This is a genomic window from Streptococcus suis, assembly GCF_002960445.1.
In the GTDB taxonomy this organism is placed as follows: domain Bacteria; phylum Bacillota; class Bacilli; order Lactobacillales; family Streptococcaceae; genus Streptococcus; species Streptococcus hyiners.
On record NZ_POJD01000142.1, the window covers coordinates 209861 to 223521 of the forward strand.

The following is a 13661-nucleotide window of genomic DNA, read 5'->3' on the forward strand; positions in this document are numbered from 1 at the left end:
TTAGAACATTGTTTGGTTTTTGTCAATATGCTTTACATATCATACATAAACGTTCGTTTATTATCGTTTTATAGAAGTAAAACGGGATTGAATATTCGTCAAATTCCGTTTTAGAAGACATTCTATTGAATATTTCAAAAAACGTTCTGATTTTACTGGTTAATTTAAAAAAGAAAACGAAAAAAATCTTCAAAAACTGAAGATTTTTAATCAAATTCATATAATTGTGGAAATTTTTCACACTCAGGATTTTTAGGATGGCAGACTTCTCGTCCAAAATAAATCATAGCCTGGTGGGCTGGCAGCCAGAGTTCTGGTGGTAAGACCTCCATGACCCGCTTTTCCGTTTCCTGAGGAGTAGCCGATTTTTTGACAATGTCGTGGTGTTTGCAGATCCGACCCACATGGGTATCGACTGCGAATGCAGGAATGCCAAAACCGACACTCAATACCACATTGGCCGTTTTTCTCCCCACACCGGCTAAGGCTTCTAATTCCTCCCGTGTCTGTGGGACAATGCCATCATGTCGGTCCAACAACTGCTGGGCACATTCTTTCAAAAACTTGGCCTTATTACGATACAAGCCCAAGCGAGAAATGTAGGGCTCGATGTCCTTCACCTCTGCTGCTGCCATGGCTTGAGGTGTTGGAAAGGCTGCAAATAGACCTGGGGTAGCCTTGTTAACAGCAGCATCCGTTGTCTGAGCTGACAAAAGTACTGCGCAGACCAATTCAAAATGGTTGCGGAAATCCAAACTAGGTTGAGCATCAGGGTAAAGGGCGATGATTTCTTCAATAACTTTTCTTGCACGTTTCTTTGATAATACCATATGTCCATTATAGCATGAAAAAGAAGAATTTTCTAAAAAGTAACTTGCGAATTTGTCCCGTTCTCATGCTATAATAATCTATAGAAAGGAGTTGACTATCATGGATTTACAAGAACTTTGTAGGCAGGTCATTCAGGAACGACCTAGGAACAGCCACAAGGGAACCTTCGGCCGTGCCTTACTGATTGGTGGACTTTACCCTTACGGTGGCGCCATCATCATGACTGCCCTAGCCACTGTCAATAGCGGAGCTGGCTTGGTTACTGTCGCTACTGAAAAAGAAAATATTCCAGCACTGCATAGTCACCTACCTGAAGCCATGGCCTTTTCAGTTGATGACAAAGACTTACTCCTAGCAAATATAAAACATGCTGACCTGGTATTGATTGGTCCGGGTTTGGGGGACAATAGCCGAGCAGAAAACCTAGTTGACCTTGTACTTGAAAATGTGTCAGAAAAACAAATTCTTGTCCTGGATGGATCTGCCTTGACCTTGATAGCCAAACAGAACAGGAAAATTTTTCCCTGCAAACAAGTTATCCTAACACCCCACCAAAAAGAATGGGAAAGATTGTCTGCCATCCCCATTGACCGACAAACAAGCCAGACCAACCTAACCGCCTTAAGAGAGTTTCAAGAACAAACCATTTTAGTCGCTAAGAGTTTTATGACACAAGTACTTCAAGCAGACCCCGAACAGATTACTCCCATCAAAGCAGGTGGTCCCTATCAAGCAACTGGAGGGATGGGCGACACACTTGCTGGTATGGTAGCAGGCTTTGCCCTACAATTTCCTCATGTAGGACTATATGATAGAGTTGTGACTGCCACCTACCTTCATTCCTACATCGCTGACCAACTAGCCCAGCAATTCTATCTTGTAAAACCTACAGACATTTCGAAAGAAATTCAGAAAATGATGAAAAATTTTCAAACCAACTAGAGATGATAATAAAAGTCCTTCCCAGCAGGTATCCCATTTGCAGCATATAGATAATCAATAGAAAACAGTAAAACCACTAGTTCAGAATTGTCCTAGTGGTTTTTTGTCTTATTTCCGATACATCTTGAACTGGAGATAAAGGTCATTGTACATTCCCAGCATCTCTTGTCCGAGGTTATCATAGACTTCCATCTTCTTCATGGTTTCTTCTGAAGGATAGAAGGATTCATCGTTCTGAGTTTCTTCATCCAACATGGCTTTTGCTGCAGGAATTGGTGTTGAGTAACCAACATATTCAGCATTGCGAAGCGCATTTTCGGGACGGAGCATGAAACTCATAAAGGCATAGGCACCGTCCAAATTCTTGGCAGTTTTTGGAATGACCATGTTATCAAACCACAGGTTAGAACCTTTTGACGGCACAACATAACGCAGGTTCTCATTGCCATCCAACATTTCACTAGCTTCACCAGAGAAGGATACTGCGATAGCTGCCGCATCCTGTATCATGTAACCCTTGATTTCATCAGCAACAATGGCCTTGACATTTGGAGTTAGATTATAGAGATGTTCCGCAGCTTTTTCGATTTCAGCTGGATTTTTGGAATTTAGACTATGCCCCAGCGATTGCAAGCCAAATCCCATGACCTCACGGACACCATCAATCAACATGATATTGTCACGGTATTCTTCAGACCATAAATCTTCCCATTCCTGAGGAGTATTTTCGACCATGGTTTCATTATAAACAATTCCTAAGGTACCCCAGAAATAGGGGATGGAATAATCATTGTTCTTATCAAAACTCAAGCCCATGAATTGTGGATCAATATTTTCCAAACCTTCAATTTTCGACTTGTCCAATTTGATGAGCATATTCTCTTCGGTCATCTTGGAAATCATATACTCAGATGGAATAGTCAAATCATAGGTTGTACCACCCTGCTTTATCTTAGTGTACATGGATTCATTGGAATCAAAAGTTTGGTAATCCACCTGAATACCTGTTTCAGCAGTAAATTCTTCCAGTAATTCTGGGTCAATATAATCTCCCCAGTTATAGATAACCAACTTATCCGTCGTTCCTTGAGTTGAATCAGCTTCTAATTTACTGGAAATTCCCCAAAGAATGAGAATAATAGCAATAATTCCTAGGAAAAATGAATATAAACGTTTCATTAGTTGGCCTCCTTTTCACGCGAGATGAAATAATAACCCACTACCAATAAGATTGAGAAAAGGAAGACAAGGGTTGACAGGGCATTGATTTCCAAAGAAATCCCTTGACGAGCCCGTGAGTAAATCTCTACAGATAGGTTTGAGTAACCATTTCCCGTTACAAAGAAGGTCACGGCAAAGTCATCCAAGGAATAGGTAAAGGCCATGAAATAGCCTGCAATAATGGCTGGTGTCAAATATGGCAACATGATTTCTTTCAGCATTTGTGGCTGGGTTGCACCCAAGTCATAAGCTGCTGAAATCATATCTGCATTCATTTCCTTCAATCGAGGCAAGACCATCAAGACGACAATCGGAATGGAGAAGGCAATGTGACTCAGCAAGACAGAAACAAAGCCTAATTGAAAACCAATCATAGTAAAGAGAATCAGGAAACTTGCCCCAATCATAACGTCTGGTGCTACCATCAAGATATTATTGACAGACAGCAAGGCATTTTGGAAACGAGGTTTTGCCTGATAAATATAGATGGCACCAAATGTTCCGATAAGGGTCGCAATCAATGAACTCAAAAAAGCCAAGAAAAAAGTTTGTGCCAAAATCAACATCAGACGGCTATCACCAAGCATGGATGAAAAATGGTCCAAGGTAAAGCCTGTAAAGCCATTCATATCTCCACCTTCATTGAAAGCGTAGAAAATGAGATAGAAAATGGGCAAGTAAAGAAGGAGGAAGGCAACTGTTAAGTAGATATTTGCAAATTTCTTCATTATTTCTTCCTCTCTTTCGTCATCCACATAATCAAGAGCATGGCCAAAATCAAGACCACACCTATGGTTGAACCCATTCCCCAGTTCTGCGTGGTGAGGAAATGTTGTTCGATAGCTGTACCAAGTGTAATCACTCGGTTACCACCAATCAAACGGGTCAACATAAAGAGGCTCAAACTTGGAATGAAAACCGCCTGGACACCAGAACGGACCCCATTCATGGAAAGAGGAAAAATAACTTTTGTAAAGGTCTGCCAAGAAGTTGCCCCCAAATCACGACTAGCATTGATGAGATTTTTATCCAAATCATCTAAGGCGTTAAAGATCGGCAAAATCATAAACGGAATCTCGATATAGGCTGCAACTGCAATAAAAGAGAAATCCGTGAAGAGAATTTGCTGGGCACCCAGACCAATAAATTCTAAGAACTGGTTAATAGAACCATGTTGACCAAAAATACCAATAAAGGCATAGGCTTTTAGCAAGAGATTGACCCAGGTCGGCAAAATAATGAGCATCAGCCAAAGCTGTCTATGCTTGAGCTTGGTCAAGAAATAGGCAGTTGGGTAGGACACCAAAAGCGTTACCAGTGTAATAATACCTGCGTAAAAAATGGAGTTAAAACTCATTCGCAGATAGGTCATATTTGGCGAATTGAAGTAGGTTTGATAATTAGCCAGAGTGAAATTACCATGAATATCAAAGAAAGATTTGAAGATAATCAGGGCAACAGGTGCGAGTACAAAGAGAAAGACCCATAGGGCATATGGAATTGCAAAGAGCCTAGAGGTTTTCTTCATTGCGTTCCTCCTCGATGGCATTGATCAAACCATCTTCCACTTCTTCCACTTCCACATATTCTTCAATCCGGGCATCGAATTCTTCCTCTGTTTCATTGAGACGCATGATATGAATGTCTTCTGGTTCAAAATCCAGACCAATCACTTCTCCCACAATGGCCTTACGGGTTGAATGAATCATCCACTCATTACCAAGGTCATCATAAGCAATGATTTCATAGTGAACCCCACGGAAGAGCTGAGTATCGACTTTTACCTGCAATTTACCTTCTTCTGGAAGGGTAATCTGTAAGTCTTCGGGACGGATAACGATTTGAACTTCTTCATTTGGACGCATACCACCATCCACAGCTTCGAAGCGTTTGCCGTTAAATTCAACTAAATAGTCTTTAATCATGCGACCAGACAGGATATTGGACTCGCCAATAAAGGTAGCAACAAAATGGTTGATTGGCTCATCATAAATATCCACTGGCGTTCCTGACTGTACAATCTCACCTTCATTCATGACGAAAATCCAGTCACTCATGGCCAGTGCTTCTTCTTGGTCATGGGTAACAAAGACAAAGGTAATCCCTAGGCGTTGTTGCAATTCACGCAGTTCGTACTGCATTTCTGTCCGCAGTTTCAAATCTAGGGCTGATAAAGGCTCGTCTAGTAAGACAACGCGGGGCTGATTGATGATGGCGCGAGCAATAGCGACACGTTGCCGTTGACCACCAGACAATTTCTGAATGGAGCGTTTCTCGTAACCAGAAAGTCGGACCATTTGAAGAGCCTCTGTCACACGGCGTTCGATTTCAGCCTTGTCAACCTTACGCAATTTAAGAGGAAAAGCCACATTCTCAAAGACAGTCATGTGTGGGAATAGGGCATAGGATTGGAAAACGGTATGGACATCCCGCTTGTTGGTCGGAACATCGTTAATCCGTTGACCATCCAGATAAATATCACCTGAACTTGCATCCAATAAACCAGCGATAATGTTCAAAATCGTTGATTTACCTGAACCAGAAGCTCCTAATAGGGTATAAAATTTACCCTCTTCCAATTCAAAACTAATATCCTTTAATACAGTTGTTCCACTGTCTTCAAAAACTTTTGAAACGTGTTTAAATTCAATAATTGGCTTTTTCAATTCTCATAAATTCCTTCTTTTTAACAGAGCCAGATGGCTAGAGTTTATCAGCTGGGTCGCCGATAATACGCACTTCTCTCTCCAGCGTAACGCCTGAAGATTTTTCAACAACTTCAATCACATGAGCAATCAAATGTTCATAGTCCATTGCCGTACCATCAGCAACATTGACCATAAAACCAGCATGTTTTTCAGATACTTCAACACCGCCAATACGGTAGCCTTTCAAGCCAGCTTCCATGATTAACTGACCAGCAAAATGACCTGGAGGGCGCTTAAAGACTGAACCACATGATGGATATTCCAATGGCTGTTTCAACTCACGCAAATGGGTCAAACGAGCCATTTCATTTTGAATAACAGGGTGATTACCAGGTTTTAGGGCAAATTTAGCAGATAAAACAATGGCACCATTCTCTTGTAAAATAGATGAGCGATAGCCAAAACGCAACTCACGGTTATCCAAGGTTTCTACATAACCTGCAGGGGTCAAAATTTGAGCAGAAACCAGAATATGAGCAATTTCTCCACCATAGGCACCAGCGTTCATATAAACCGCTCCACCAACACTACCAGGAATACCACAGGCAAATTCAAATCCTGTCAAGGAATGAAAAAGCGCAACCTTCGTTGTTTCAATCAAATTAGCCCCTGCTTCTGCTTCAATCGTGTAGCCTGAAACAGTGACAGAATTGAGTTTATCCATACGGATTACAAATCCGCGAATACCACCATCGCGAACGATAATATTACTGGAATTGCCCAGTACCTGCCAGGGAATATTTTCTCGCTTAGCAAACTCAACAATTCGAACAATTTCATAGCGGTTACGAGGAAATGCTAGGTAATCAACAGCACCTCCAACTTTTGTATAGGTATATTCTTTTAAGGGCTCATCGAAGCGAATGTCAATCCCATCCAACTCAAGCCTAATTTTATCTTTCATCATCTTCTCATTTCAATTTAAAATATACAGGTCATATTATACCAAAAAACAGCTCAAAAAACGAATATAAATCCAGTTTCTAGGCAGAAATTTTTACAGAAAAAATCAGCTCCCGTGGAGCTGAATATTATATCACTTGAATACCCTTTGTATCCACCTGAAGAGGATGAACCGTTCCATCCAAGTCTAATTGCTCAAGGGCTGTTACAAGGGCAGCTTCCTTATCCTTTGAAGTCAACACCATGACAGTTGGTCCTGCACCCGATAGATAGGTTGCGTAGGCTCCCAGTTCTTGTGCTGTTTGCTTGATTGGACAAAATTCTTTGACCAACAATTGCCGGAAGGGTTCGTGAAACATATCTGACTGAATGGCCTTACCAGCCTTCTCCAAATCACCAGCCATCAAACTAGCAACAGCCACATTGGAAATGGCGCTAGCAGCTACCGCTTTTTTGTAGCCCATTTGTGAAGGTAGAACTCCACGACTTTCAACTGTGCGCAATGGGTAGTTTGGAATGAAGGCAACAAAACTTGCCTCCGGAAACTCTGTTACTACAGCCTGTACCTTCTTATTGACATAGCTAGCAATAACCAGATTACCGTAAATCGCAGGAGCCACATTATCAGGATGACCTTCGATTTCAGTAGCCTTTAACAATTTTTCATCTGCAGTCATATTCAAGCCAGCCAGTTGATTGGCCAACTCGATACCTGCTACAATAACTGAACTCGAAGAACCCAAACCACGCGCTAAAGGAATATCACTAAACATTTTAATCCGATGAGGCTGGAGGTTTTTAGATACCTTCAAAGCAGTTTTGATAAGAAGATTGTTCTTATCTGACGGCACATGGTCAAGATTGTGTTCGATGACCCACTCATCCGTCTGCTCTAAAACTTCAATGGTCAAGTATTTTGAAAGGGCAACACCAACTGAATCAAATCCTGGTCCGAGATTGGCAGATGTTGCAGGGATAATAATTTTCATACCTTATTCTCCCAATACCTTAAATGTATTTAAGACTGTAAAGTCTGATTCTTGAGCCAATTTAGCAGTCACATTTTCTAATTGTGTCTTGCTCATTTCATGAGTTACAATGACCAAGCGAGCAGTTTCACCATTGGCAGCTTGTTGCAGAATTTGCTTAAAGGAAATCTCCTCAGAATTGAAAATCTCTGCCAAACGAAGCATTTTTCCATTCTTATCTGGTGCAACAATTGAGAAATAGTACTCACTTTTAACATCGCTTGGAGCAGCTAATTGAAGCGGACGGCTGTATTCGTTAAAGGCTTTGCCGATAGTCTTATCTTTCAAACGACGAACGATACGGATAATATCTGCTGTAACACTTGTTGCAGTCGGCTTTTGACCTGCACCTGGTCCATAGTACATAGATTGGCCGATACCGATTGATTCCACAAAGACAGCATTCATCACACCATTTACGCTAGCCAGTGGATGATTTTTCGGTAGGAATGTTGGGGATACCTCGGCAGAAATACCTGTGGTGGTTTCTTGAATATCTCCCACTAGTTTGATGACATAGCCCAATTCTTGTGCCACTGCCACATCCTCTGGCGTGATATTTGAGATACCCTTGTGAGCCACATGTTCAAAATCAACTGTCATACCAAAGGCAAATTGACTGAGGATAACTGCCTTGTAGGCTGCATCAATTCCCTCAACGTCATTGGTTGGATCTGATTCTGCATAACCAAGTTCCTGAGCTGTTTGAAGAGCTTTTTCATAGGTCCAGCCTTCATCCACCATCTTGGTCAACATGAAGTTTGATGTACCATTCAAAACACCGAGGATACGAGTGACCTTATCAGCAGCCAAAGAGTTGACCAAGGTACGCAAGATTGGAATACCGCCCGCTACAGCAGCCTCATAATAAAGTGCCAGCCCCTTTTCTTCAGCCAAGGCACGTAATTCGCTACCATGAACCGCCAACAAGTCCTTGTTAGCAGTAACAATATGCTTACCTGCTTCCAAGGCTCGAGTGATGAAGGTTTTAGCAGGTTCGATACGTCCCATCAATTCAACGACGATAGCAATTTCTTCATCAGCTAAAATCTCGTCAATATTTGTAACAAAATTATAGTTATGTCCCGCAGCCAACAAGCGTTCTTTCTCTGCATCATCTTTGACAAGAACTTTTGCAACCTCGATACTGTCCTGCGCTGCCTTTTCAATCTTTTCTGTATTCTCAGCTAATAAAAACGGCACGCCACTTGCAACTGTACCAAAACCTAATAATCCAATCTTAACTACCATGTGATCTCCTTTAGAAAGTATTTCTCCTATTATAGCAAATTGGCTAACCATTTGGCAAAAAATTTGATATAATCGTTATATACATATTTATAGGGAGAATTTCTCATGAAACATTCCAGACTGAATACTCTGAATAGAAAACAAAAGCGAAAAAGAAAGACTAGAATTGAGCGTTTCTTAGACCTACTCCCCCTAATTGTTTTGTTTACCATACTTGGCTTCCTCATCTTTCAAGTCGCACAACAAATGACTGTAAAACAAGCTAGCACTTATTCCTCCAGCACACAGATAAAAGAAACTACAGCTACTACAACATCCAACACTTCTAGCTCAACTGCTATTACTTGGGAAGTTCAGTCTGAACCTGTCAAACTGCCTATTCTCATGTACCATGCCATTCATGTCATGGCGCCTGAGGAAGAAGCCAATGCAAATTTGATAGTAGATCCAGTAACATTTGAAAGTCACCTCAAAGCCTTACAAGAGGCAGGCTATTACACCCTTTCACCTGAAGAGGCCTATAAGGTGCTCACGGAAAACGTTCTACCAGCTGGGAAAAAAGTGGTCTGGCTAACCTTTGATGATAGCCTATGGGATTTCTACAGCCATGCCTACCCTCTGCTCAAGCAGTATCAAATGAAAGCAACCAACAATGTCATTACAGGTTTTACGGAATATGAACAGGCTGGACACCTGACCATTGAACAAATTAAGGAAATGCAGGCTGCTGGTCTGTCCTTCCAAGGCCACACTGTCAACCATCCTGACCTGGAATATAGCAGCATCGAAACACAAACAGATGAACTAACTGCATCCAAGGCCTATCTAGATAGCCAATTAAATCAAGAAACCATCGCCATTGCCTATCCAGGTGGACGCTATTCAGCTGATACAATTGCTTTGACTGAGCAAACTGGCTACAAGCTTGGCGTGACAACTAATAACGGCTTGGCTTCAGCAAGTGATGGGCTACTGACCCTCAATCGTGTTCGAATTCTACCAACTACCACAGCAGAAAATCTACTAGCTGAAATCGCCTATTAAGTACGAAACTCCCCTGTCTTCACTGACAAGGGAGTTCGTTTTTTATTTGGATTGACTAAACTGACTTTGATACAGATTATAATAGAAACCCTTGTCCGCCAAAAGACTTTCATGGTTACCTTGTTCGATGATCTGTCCATCTTTCAAGACCAAAATCTTATCAGCTTCTTGAATAGTTGATAGACGATGGGCGATGACAAAACTTGTCCGCCCCTTCATCAAGCGTTTCATGGCCTTTTGGATGAGGAGTTCCAAACGGGTATCGACTGAAGAAGTCGCTTCATCAAGGATCAGAATAGCAGGATCCGCCAACAAGGCACGCGCAATGGTCAAAAGCTGTTTCTGACCTTGGGAGATATTGCTGGATTCCTGGTTCATTTCCATATTATAACCGCCAGGCAGGGTACGGATAAAGTGGTCAACGTTGGCAGCTTTGGCAGCTTCCACAATTTCCTCATCTGTCGCATCCAGACGACCAAAACGTAAGTTTTCCTTAATGGTCCCTTCGTAGAGCCAAGCATCCTGCAAGACCATACCAAATTGACTACGGTAGGATTGACGCGAAATATTTCGAATGTCCTGACCATCCACTTTGATAGAACCTGATGTCACATCGTAGAAACGCATGAGAAGATTGATAAGGGTTGTCTTACCTGCTCCTGTTGGTCCAACGATGGCCACCATTTCACCTGGTTGAACATCTAGATTAAAGTTTCGGATGAGGGGCTTATCTTCTGAATAGCCAAATTCGACCTGTTCAAAGCTGACTTGTCCAGTCAGACTTTCTGTCAACTCAAGCGCATTGGCGTCTTCTTCATCAAGCTCGTCTAAGACTGAAAAGATGCGTTCAAGGGAAGATTTGGCAGACTGCAACTGGGGAGCCAACTGGGTCAAGGTTTGGACGGGTTGAGAAATCTGCCAGACGTATTGGACGAAGGCCTGCATATTACCTACTGTCAATGTACCTGCAAGTACTTTCAGACCAGATAGCAAGGCAACGACGACATAGGCGATATTGGACAAGCCATGAACCAGGGGCATGAGCAAGCCAGACATGAAACTAGCCTTGAAACCAACTTCCTGCAAGTCAGCAGTTATCTGGCGAAATTCTTCTGTAGAGATTTCTTCACGGCCGTAGAGCTTGAGGACGTTGAAGCCTGTGAGATTTTCTTGGACAAAGCCGTTCAAACGACCGAGGGCATCCGCCTGCTGTTTGAAATACGGCTGGGATTTGCCCATGACAAACTTGGAACCAAAATAAGTCACAGGAACCAAGGTTACGACTACGAGAGCTAATGACACATCCAACCAGAAACACATGAAAATGGCTAGAGAGAGGGTCAAGACAGCATTAACCAACTGAAGAAAACTTTGCTGTAAGGCATTCGAAACAGTTTCCACATCGCTGGTAAAACGCCCCAGCAGGTCGCCATACTGGTGCTTGTCAAAGTAAGAAACAGGAATTTTGTTAATCTTGTGGCTCAAGTCCTGACGCAATTCCTTTGTTGCACCCTGCACTGCTTTTGTCATGAAATAGTTGGAACCATAGGCACCAATTTCATACATAAGGGCACGGAATGCGTACAGGCCAAGCATGATAGCGATATAGGAAACATTTATCTGCGCCCCCTCTACCCCATTAGCAATATCCAGCAAATTCTTGGTCAATTCTGTAATGATAAGCCCTAGTACAAAGGGTTCTAAGGCATTCATGACTGCGCTGATGGTCTTTAGAAAAACAGCTAAAAATACAGAAGATTGGTAACGACGCAAATAGTCCCAAACACGAGTAAATACTGATTTATTCTTCATAATTCCTCCTATTCTTCTGCCAGAGATTGACGGTTAAGCTGAGAATTGGCAATTTCACGATAAATCTCATTGCTTTCCATCAATTCATTGTGGGTACCACGACCAACGATTTCACCTTCGTTCAGCACGATAATCTGGTCTGCATCCATAATGGTTCCGACACGCTGGGCCACAATTAGGACCGTCGCATTTTCCGTCACTTCTTTCAAACGACTCCGCAAAATTGCATCCGTCCTGTAATCCAAGGCAGAGAATGAATCATCAAAGATATAAATATCGGGCTGCTTGACAATGGCACGGGCAATAGACAAACGTTGCTTTTGACCACCAGACAGGTTGCTTCCCCCCTCTGCCAAGTGGGTGTCAAACTGCTCTTCCTTGCTCTCGATAAAATCTTTGGCCTGGGCCACATCCGCCGCCTCATGCAACTCTGCCAAACTCGCGTCTAGCTTACCGTATTTGAGATTTTCCGCGATGGTTCCGGTAAATAGCAGAGCTTTCTGCGGAATAAAGCCAATCTTACTACGGAGTGCCTTTAGATTGTAACGTCTGACATCCACACTATCCACCAAGATTCGACCTAGAGTTACATCATAGAAACGCGGAATCAAGTTGACCAAGGAAGATTTACCAGAACCAGTCGAACCAATAAAGGCAATGGTTTCACCTGGCTTAGCTTTGAAGGAAATATTGTGCAACACAGGCGACTCTGTTTCACCAGGGTAGGCAAAGGTCACATTTTCAAATTCTAAGTAACCACGAGTGTCTGTTTCAGTTATGCCGTCTTCATTCTTAGAAATAGAGATAGGCATGTCCAAAACTTCTTGAATTCGCTGACTAGACACTGACATCCGTGGATACATGTTAAACAAGTTAGCAAAGAGCAAGAATGAGAAGAGCGCGTGGAAACTGTATTCGATAAAGGCTACCAAATCCCCAATCTGCAAACTGCCATCTTTCAAAGGAGGCAGGGCAAACCAGACAATAGCCACAATCATGGCAATGATAATCTGGACAAAGAGTGGCTCTGTCAGACCAGTCAGGTTAAAGAGTTTTTTGGATGTTTCAGTATATTCTTCATTGACCTCTGCAAAACGAGTTTCTTGGAACTCTTCACGCGTAAAGGCACGAATGACACGCAAGCCCATGAGATTTTCACGAACATACTGGTTAATGGTATCCAATCGTTTCTGTTGCTTTTCAGAAAGAGGACGAGTTTTAGTGGCTACATAGAAAATAACAAAAACCAAAAATGGCATAGCTACTGCTACTGTCCAGGCCAAGCTCGGACTGGTTACCAAGGTCATGAAAACAGAAGCAACCATCATCAAAGGTGTGATAATTCCCAGTTTCAGTACCATCTCCGCAAACTGCATCAAGACAAAAGCATCATTGGTCATGCGAGCAACTAGAGAAGAAACACCAATCTGCTCATATTCATGATGAGAATAGTCCTGAATTTTCTCATACAGATCATTTCGAATATCTTTAACAATATTGGTTGTCAACTGTCCAGCTGCGTAGGCTAAAGTTACTCGTCCAACAATACCAAGCAAGACAATCAAACCCATCATTCCTGCCCAGTAGTAAAGCTGTCCAACATCGTTTTGTGTAATCCCTTGATCAATCATTCTTGCCAAAAATGTCGGCAGGCCCAGGTTTACCACTACAAATAAGAAGGCTCCCAACAAGTCCAAGGCAATCCACTTGGGATATTGTTTCAAATAGGTCCAAATCAGTCGCATAAATCCACCTTTCTATTTGCCGCTTCACTGAGCGACAGAAAATATATCAATCCCTAACTTTAGATGTATAAATCTAGTAAGACTGAGGGTTTTCCTACACTCTCATACGTCAAAATAACAAGAGTAAGGTAAATGACGATAAAAAGGGGCCAGGCCCCTTTGTCTAAGTTAAAAGC

The 13661-nt window shown here is 42.2% G+C and carries 12 protein-coding genes; 2 read left to right on the top strand and 10 right to left on the bottom strand.

Going from position 1 to position 13661, the window contains the following annotated elements:
* Nucleotides 1–206 precede the first annotated feature (206 nt).
* On the bottom strand, nt 207–830 hold the full coding sequence (gene nth / locus C1G53_RS04840; protein ID WP_105117887.1) for an endonuclease III: 624 nt from the start codon (nt 828–830) through the stop codon (nt 207–209).
* 100 nt (nt 831–930) lie between these two features.
* On the opposite strand from nth, the gene C1G53_RS04845 reads away from it, so the two are divergent.
* Nucleotides 931–1773 (top strand): NAD(P)H-hydrate dehydratase, encoded by an 843-nt coding sequence (locus C1G53_RS04845; protein WP_105117888.1) that lies wholly within the window; start codon nt 931–933, stop codon nt 1771–1773.
* Nucleotides 1774–1881: 108 nt separating this feature from the next.
* On the opposite strand, the gene C1G53_RS04850 is transcribed toward C1G53_RS04845, so the two are convergent.
* The 7 genes from C1G53_RS04850 to C1G53_RS04880 all read right to left on the bottom strand — a co-directional run bounded on the left by C1G53_RS04850 (nt 1882) and on the right by C1G53_RS04880 (nt 8884).
* The gene (locus C1G53_RS04850; RefSeq protein ID WP_105117889.1) at nt 1882–2952 is read right to left on the bottom strand and encodes an ABC transporter substrate-binding protein; all 1071 of its coding nucleotides are present in this window, start codon (nt 2950–2952) and stop codon (nt 1882–1884) included.
* Nucleotides 2952–3722, bottom strand: a complete 771-nt coding sequence (locus C1G53_RS04855) for an ABC transporter permease (protein WP_074391154.1) — start codon at nt 3720–3722, stop codon at nt 2952–2954. The genes C1G53_RS04850 and C1G53_RS04855 overlap by 1 nt, the downstream gene beginning before the upstream one ends.
* Nucleotides 3722–4522 (bottom strand): ABC transporter permease, encoded by an 801-nt coding sequence (locus tag C1G53_RS04860; RefSeq protein ID WP_024400543.1) that lies wholly within the window; start codon nt 4520–4522, stop codon nt 3722–3724. Before C1G53_RS04860 ends, C1G53_RS04855 begins: the two co-directional genes overlap by 1 nt.
* Entirely contained in the window at nt 4506–5660 is a 1155-nt protein-coding gene (locus C1G53_RS04865) for an ABC transporter ATP-binding protein (RefSeq protein WP_105117890.1), read from the bottom strand. The genes C1G53_RS04860 and C1G53_RS04865 overlap by 17 nt, the downstream gene beginning before the upstream one ends.
* A 37-nt stretch (nt 5661–5697) precedes the next feature.
* Nucleotides 5698–6606, bottom strand: a complete 909-nt coding sequence (gene murB, locus C1G53_RS04870; RefSeq protein WP_105117891.1) for a UDP-N-acetylmuramate dehydrogenase — start codon at nt 6604–6606, stop codon at nt 5698–5700.
* Nucleotides 6607–6733: 127 nt separating this feature from the next.
* Entirely contained in the window at nt 6734–7594 is an 861-nt protein-coding gene (gene thrB / locus C1G53_RS04875; protein ID WP_105117892.1) for a homoserine kinase, read from the bottom strand.
* A 3-nt stretch (nt 7595–7597) separates the two neighbouring features.
* Nucleotides 7598–8884 carry a homoserine dehydrogenase gene (locus tag C1G53_RS04880; protein WP_105117893.1) on the bottom strand — a complete coding sequence of 429 codons (1287 nt, stop codon included), beginning with the start codon at nt 8882–8884 and terminating at the stop codon, nt 7598–7600.
* Nucleotides 8885–8989: 105 nt separating this feature from the next.
* On the opposite strand from C1G53_RS04880, the gene C1G53_RS04885 reads away from it, so the two are divergent.
* Nucleotides 8990–9928: a polysaccharide deacetylase family protein gene (locus C1G53_RS04885; RefSeq protein ID WP_105117894.1), complete on the top strand. Its 939-nt coding sequence runs from the start codon at nt 8990–8992 to the stop codon at nt 9926–9928.
* A 42-nt stretch (nt 9929–9970) separates the two neighbouring features.
* Here C1G53_RS04885 and C1G53_RS04890 read toward each other — a convergent pair whose 3' ends face one another.
* On the bottom strand, nt 9971–11740 hold the full coding sequence (locus C1G53_RS04890; RefSeq protein WP_105117895.1) for an ABC transporter ATP-binding protein: 1770 nt from the start codon (nt 11738–11740) through the stop codon (nt 9971–9973).
* A gap of 8 nt (nt 11741–11748) precedes the next feature.
* Nucleotides 11749–13485, bottom strand: a complete 1737-nt coding sequence (locus tag C1G53_RS04895) for an ABC transporter ATP-binding protein (protein ID WP_105117896.1) — start codon at nt 13483–13485, stop codon at nt 11749–11751.
* Nucleotides 13486–13661: the final 176 nt, after the last annotated feature.

What these genes read in the sequence shown, in the direction of transcription:
- nth (WP_105117887.1), bottom strand. Translation starts at nt 830, where the DNA reads ATGGTATTATCAAAGAAACGTGCAAGAAAAGTTATTGAAGAAATCATC.
- C1G53_RS04845 (WP_105117888.1), top strand. Translation starts at nt 931, where the DNA reads ATGGATTTACAAGAACTTTGTAGGCAGGTCATTCAGGAACGACCTAGG.
- C1G53_RS04895 (WP_105117896.1), bottom strand. Translation starts at nt 13,485, where the DNA reads ATGCGACTGATTTGGACCTATTTGAAACAATATCCCAAGTGGATTGCC.
- C1G53_RS04860 (WP_024400543.1), bottom strand. Translation starts at nt 4,522, where the DNA reads ATGAAGAAAACCTCTAGGCTCTTTGCAATTCCATATGCCCTATGGGTC.
- murB (WP_105117891.1), bottom strand. Translation starts at nt 6,606, where the DNA reads ATGAAAGATAAAATTAGGCTTGAGTTGGATGGGATTGACATTCGCTTC.
- thrB (WP_105117892.1), bottom strand. Translation starts at nt 7,594, where the DNA reads ATGAAAATTATTATCCCTGCAACATCTGCCAATCTCGGACCAGGATTT.
- C1G53_RS04890 (WP_105117895.1), bottom strand. Translation starts at nt 11,740, where the DNA reads ATGAAGAATAAATCAGTATTTACTCGTGTTTGGGACTATTTGCGTCGT.
- C1G53_RS04855 (WP_074391154.1), bottom strand. Translation starts at nt 3,722, where the DNA reads ATGAAGAAATTTGCAAATATCTACTTAACAGTTGCCTTCCTCCTTCTT.
- C1G53_RS04880 (WP_105117893.1), bottom strand. Translation starts at nt 8,884, where the DNA reads ATGGTAGTTAAGATTGGATTATTAGGTTTTGGTACAGTTGCAAGTGGC.
- C1G53_RS04885 (WP_105117894.1), top strand. Translation starts at nt 8,990, where the DNA reads ATGAAACATTCCAGACTGAATACTCTGAATAGAAAACAAAAGCGAAAA.
- C1G53_RS04850 (WP_105117889.1), bottom strand. Translation starts at nt 2,952, where the DNA reads ATGAAACGTTTATATTCATTTTTCCTAGGAATTATTGCTATTATTCTC.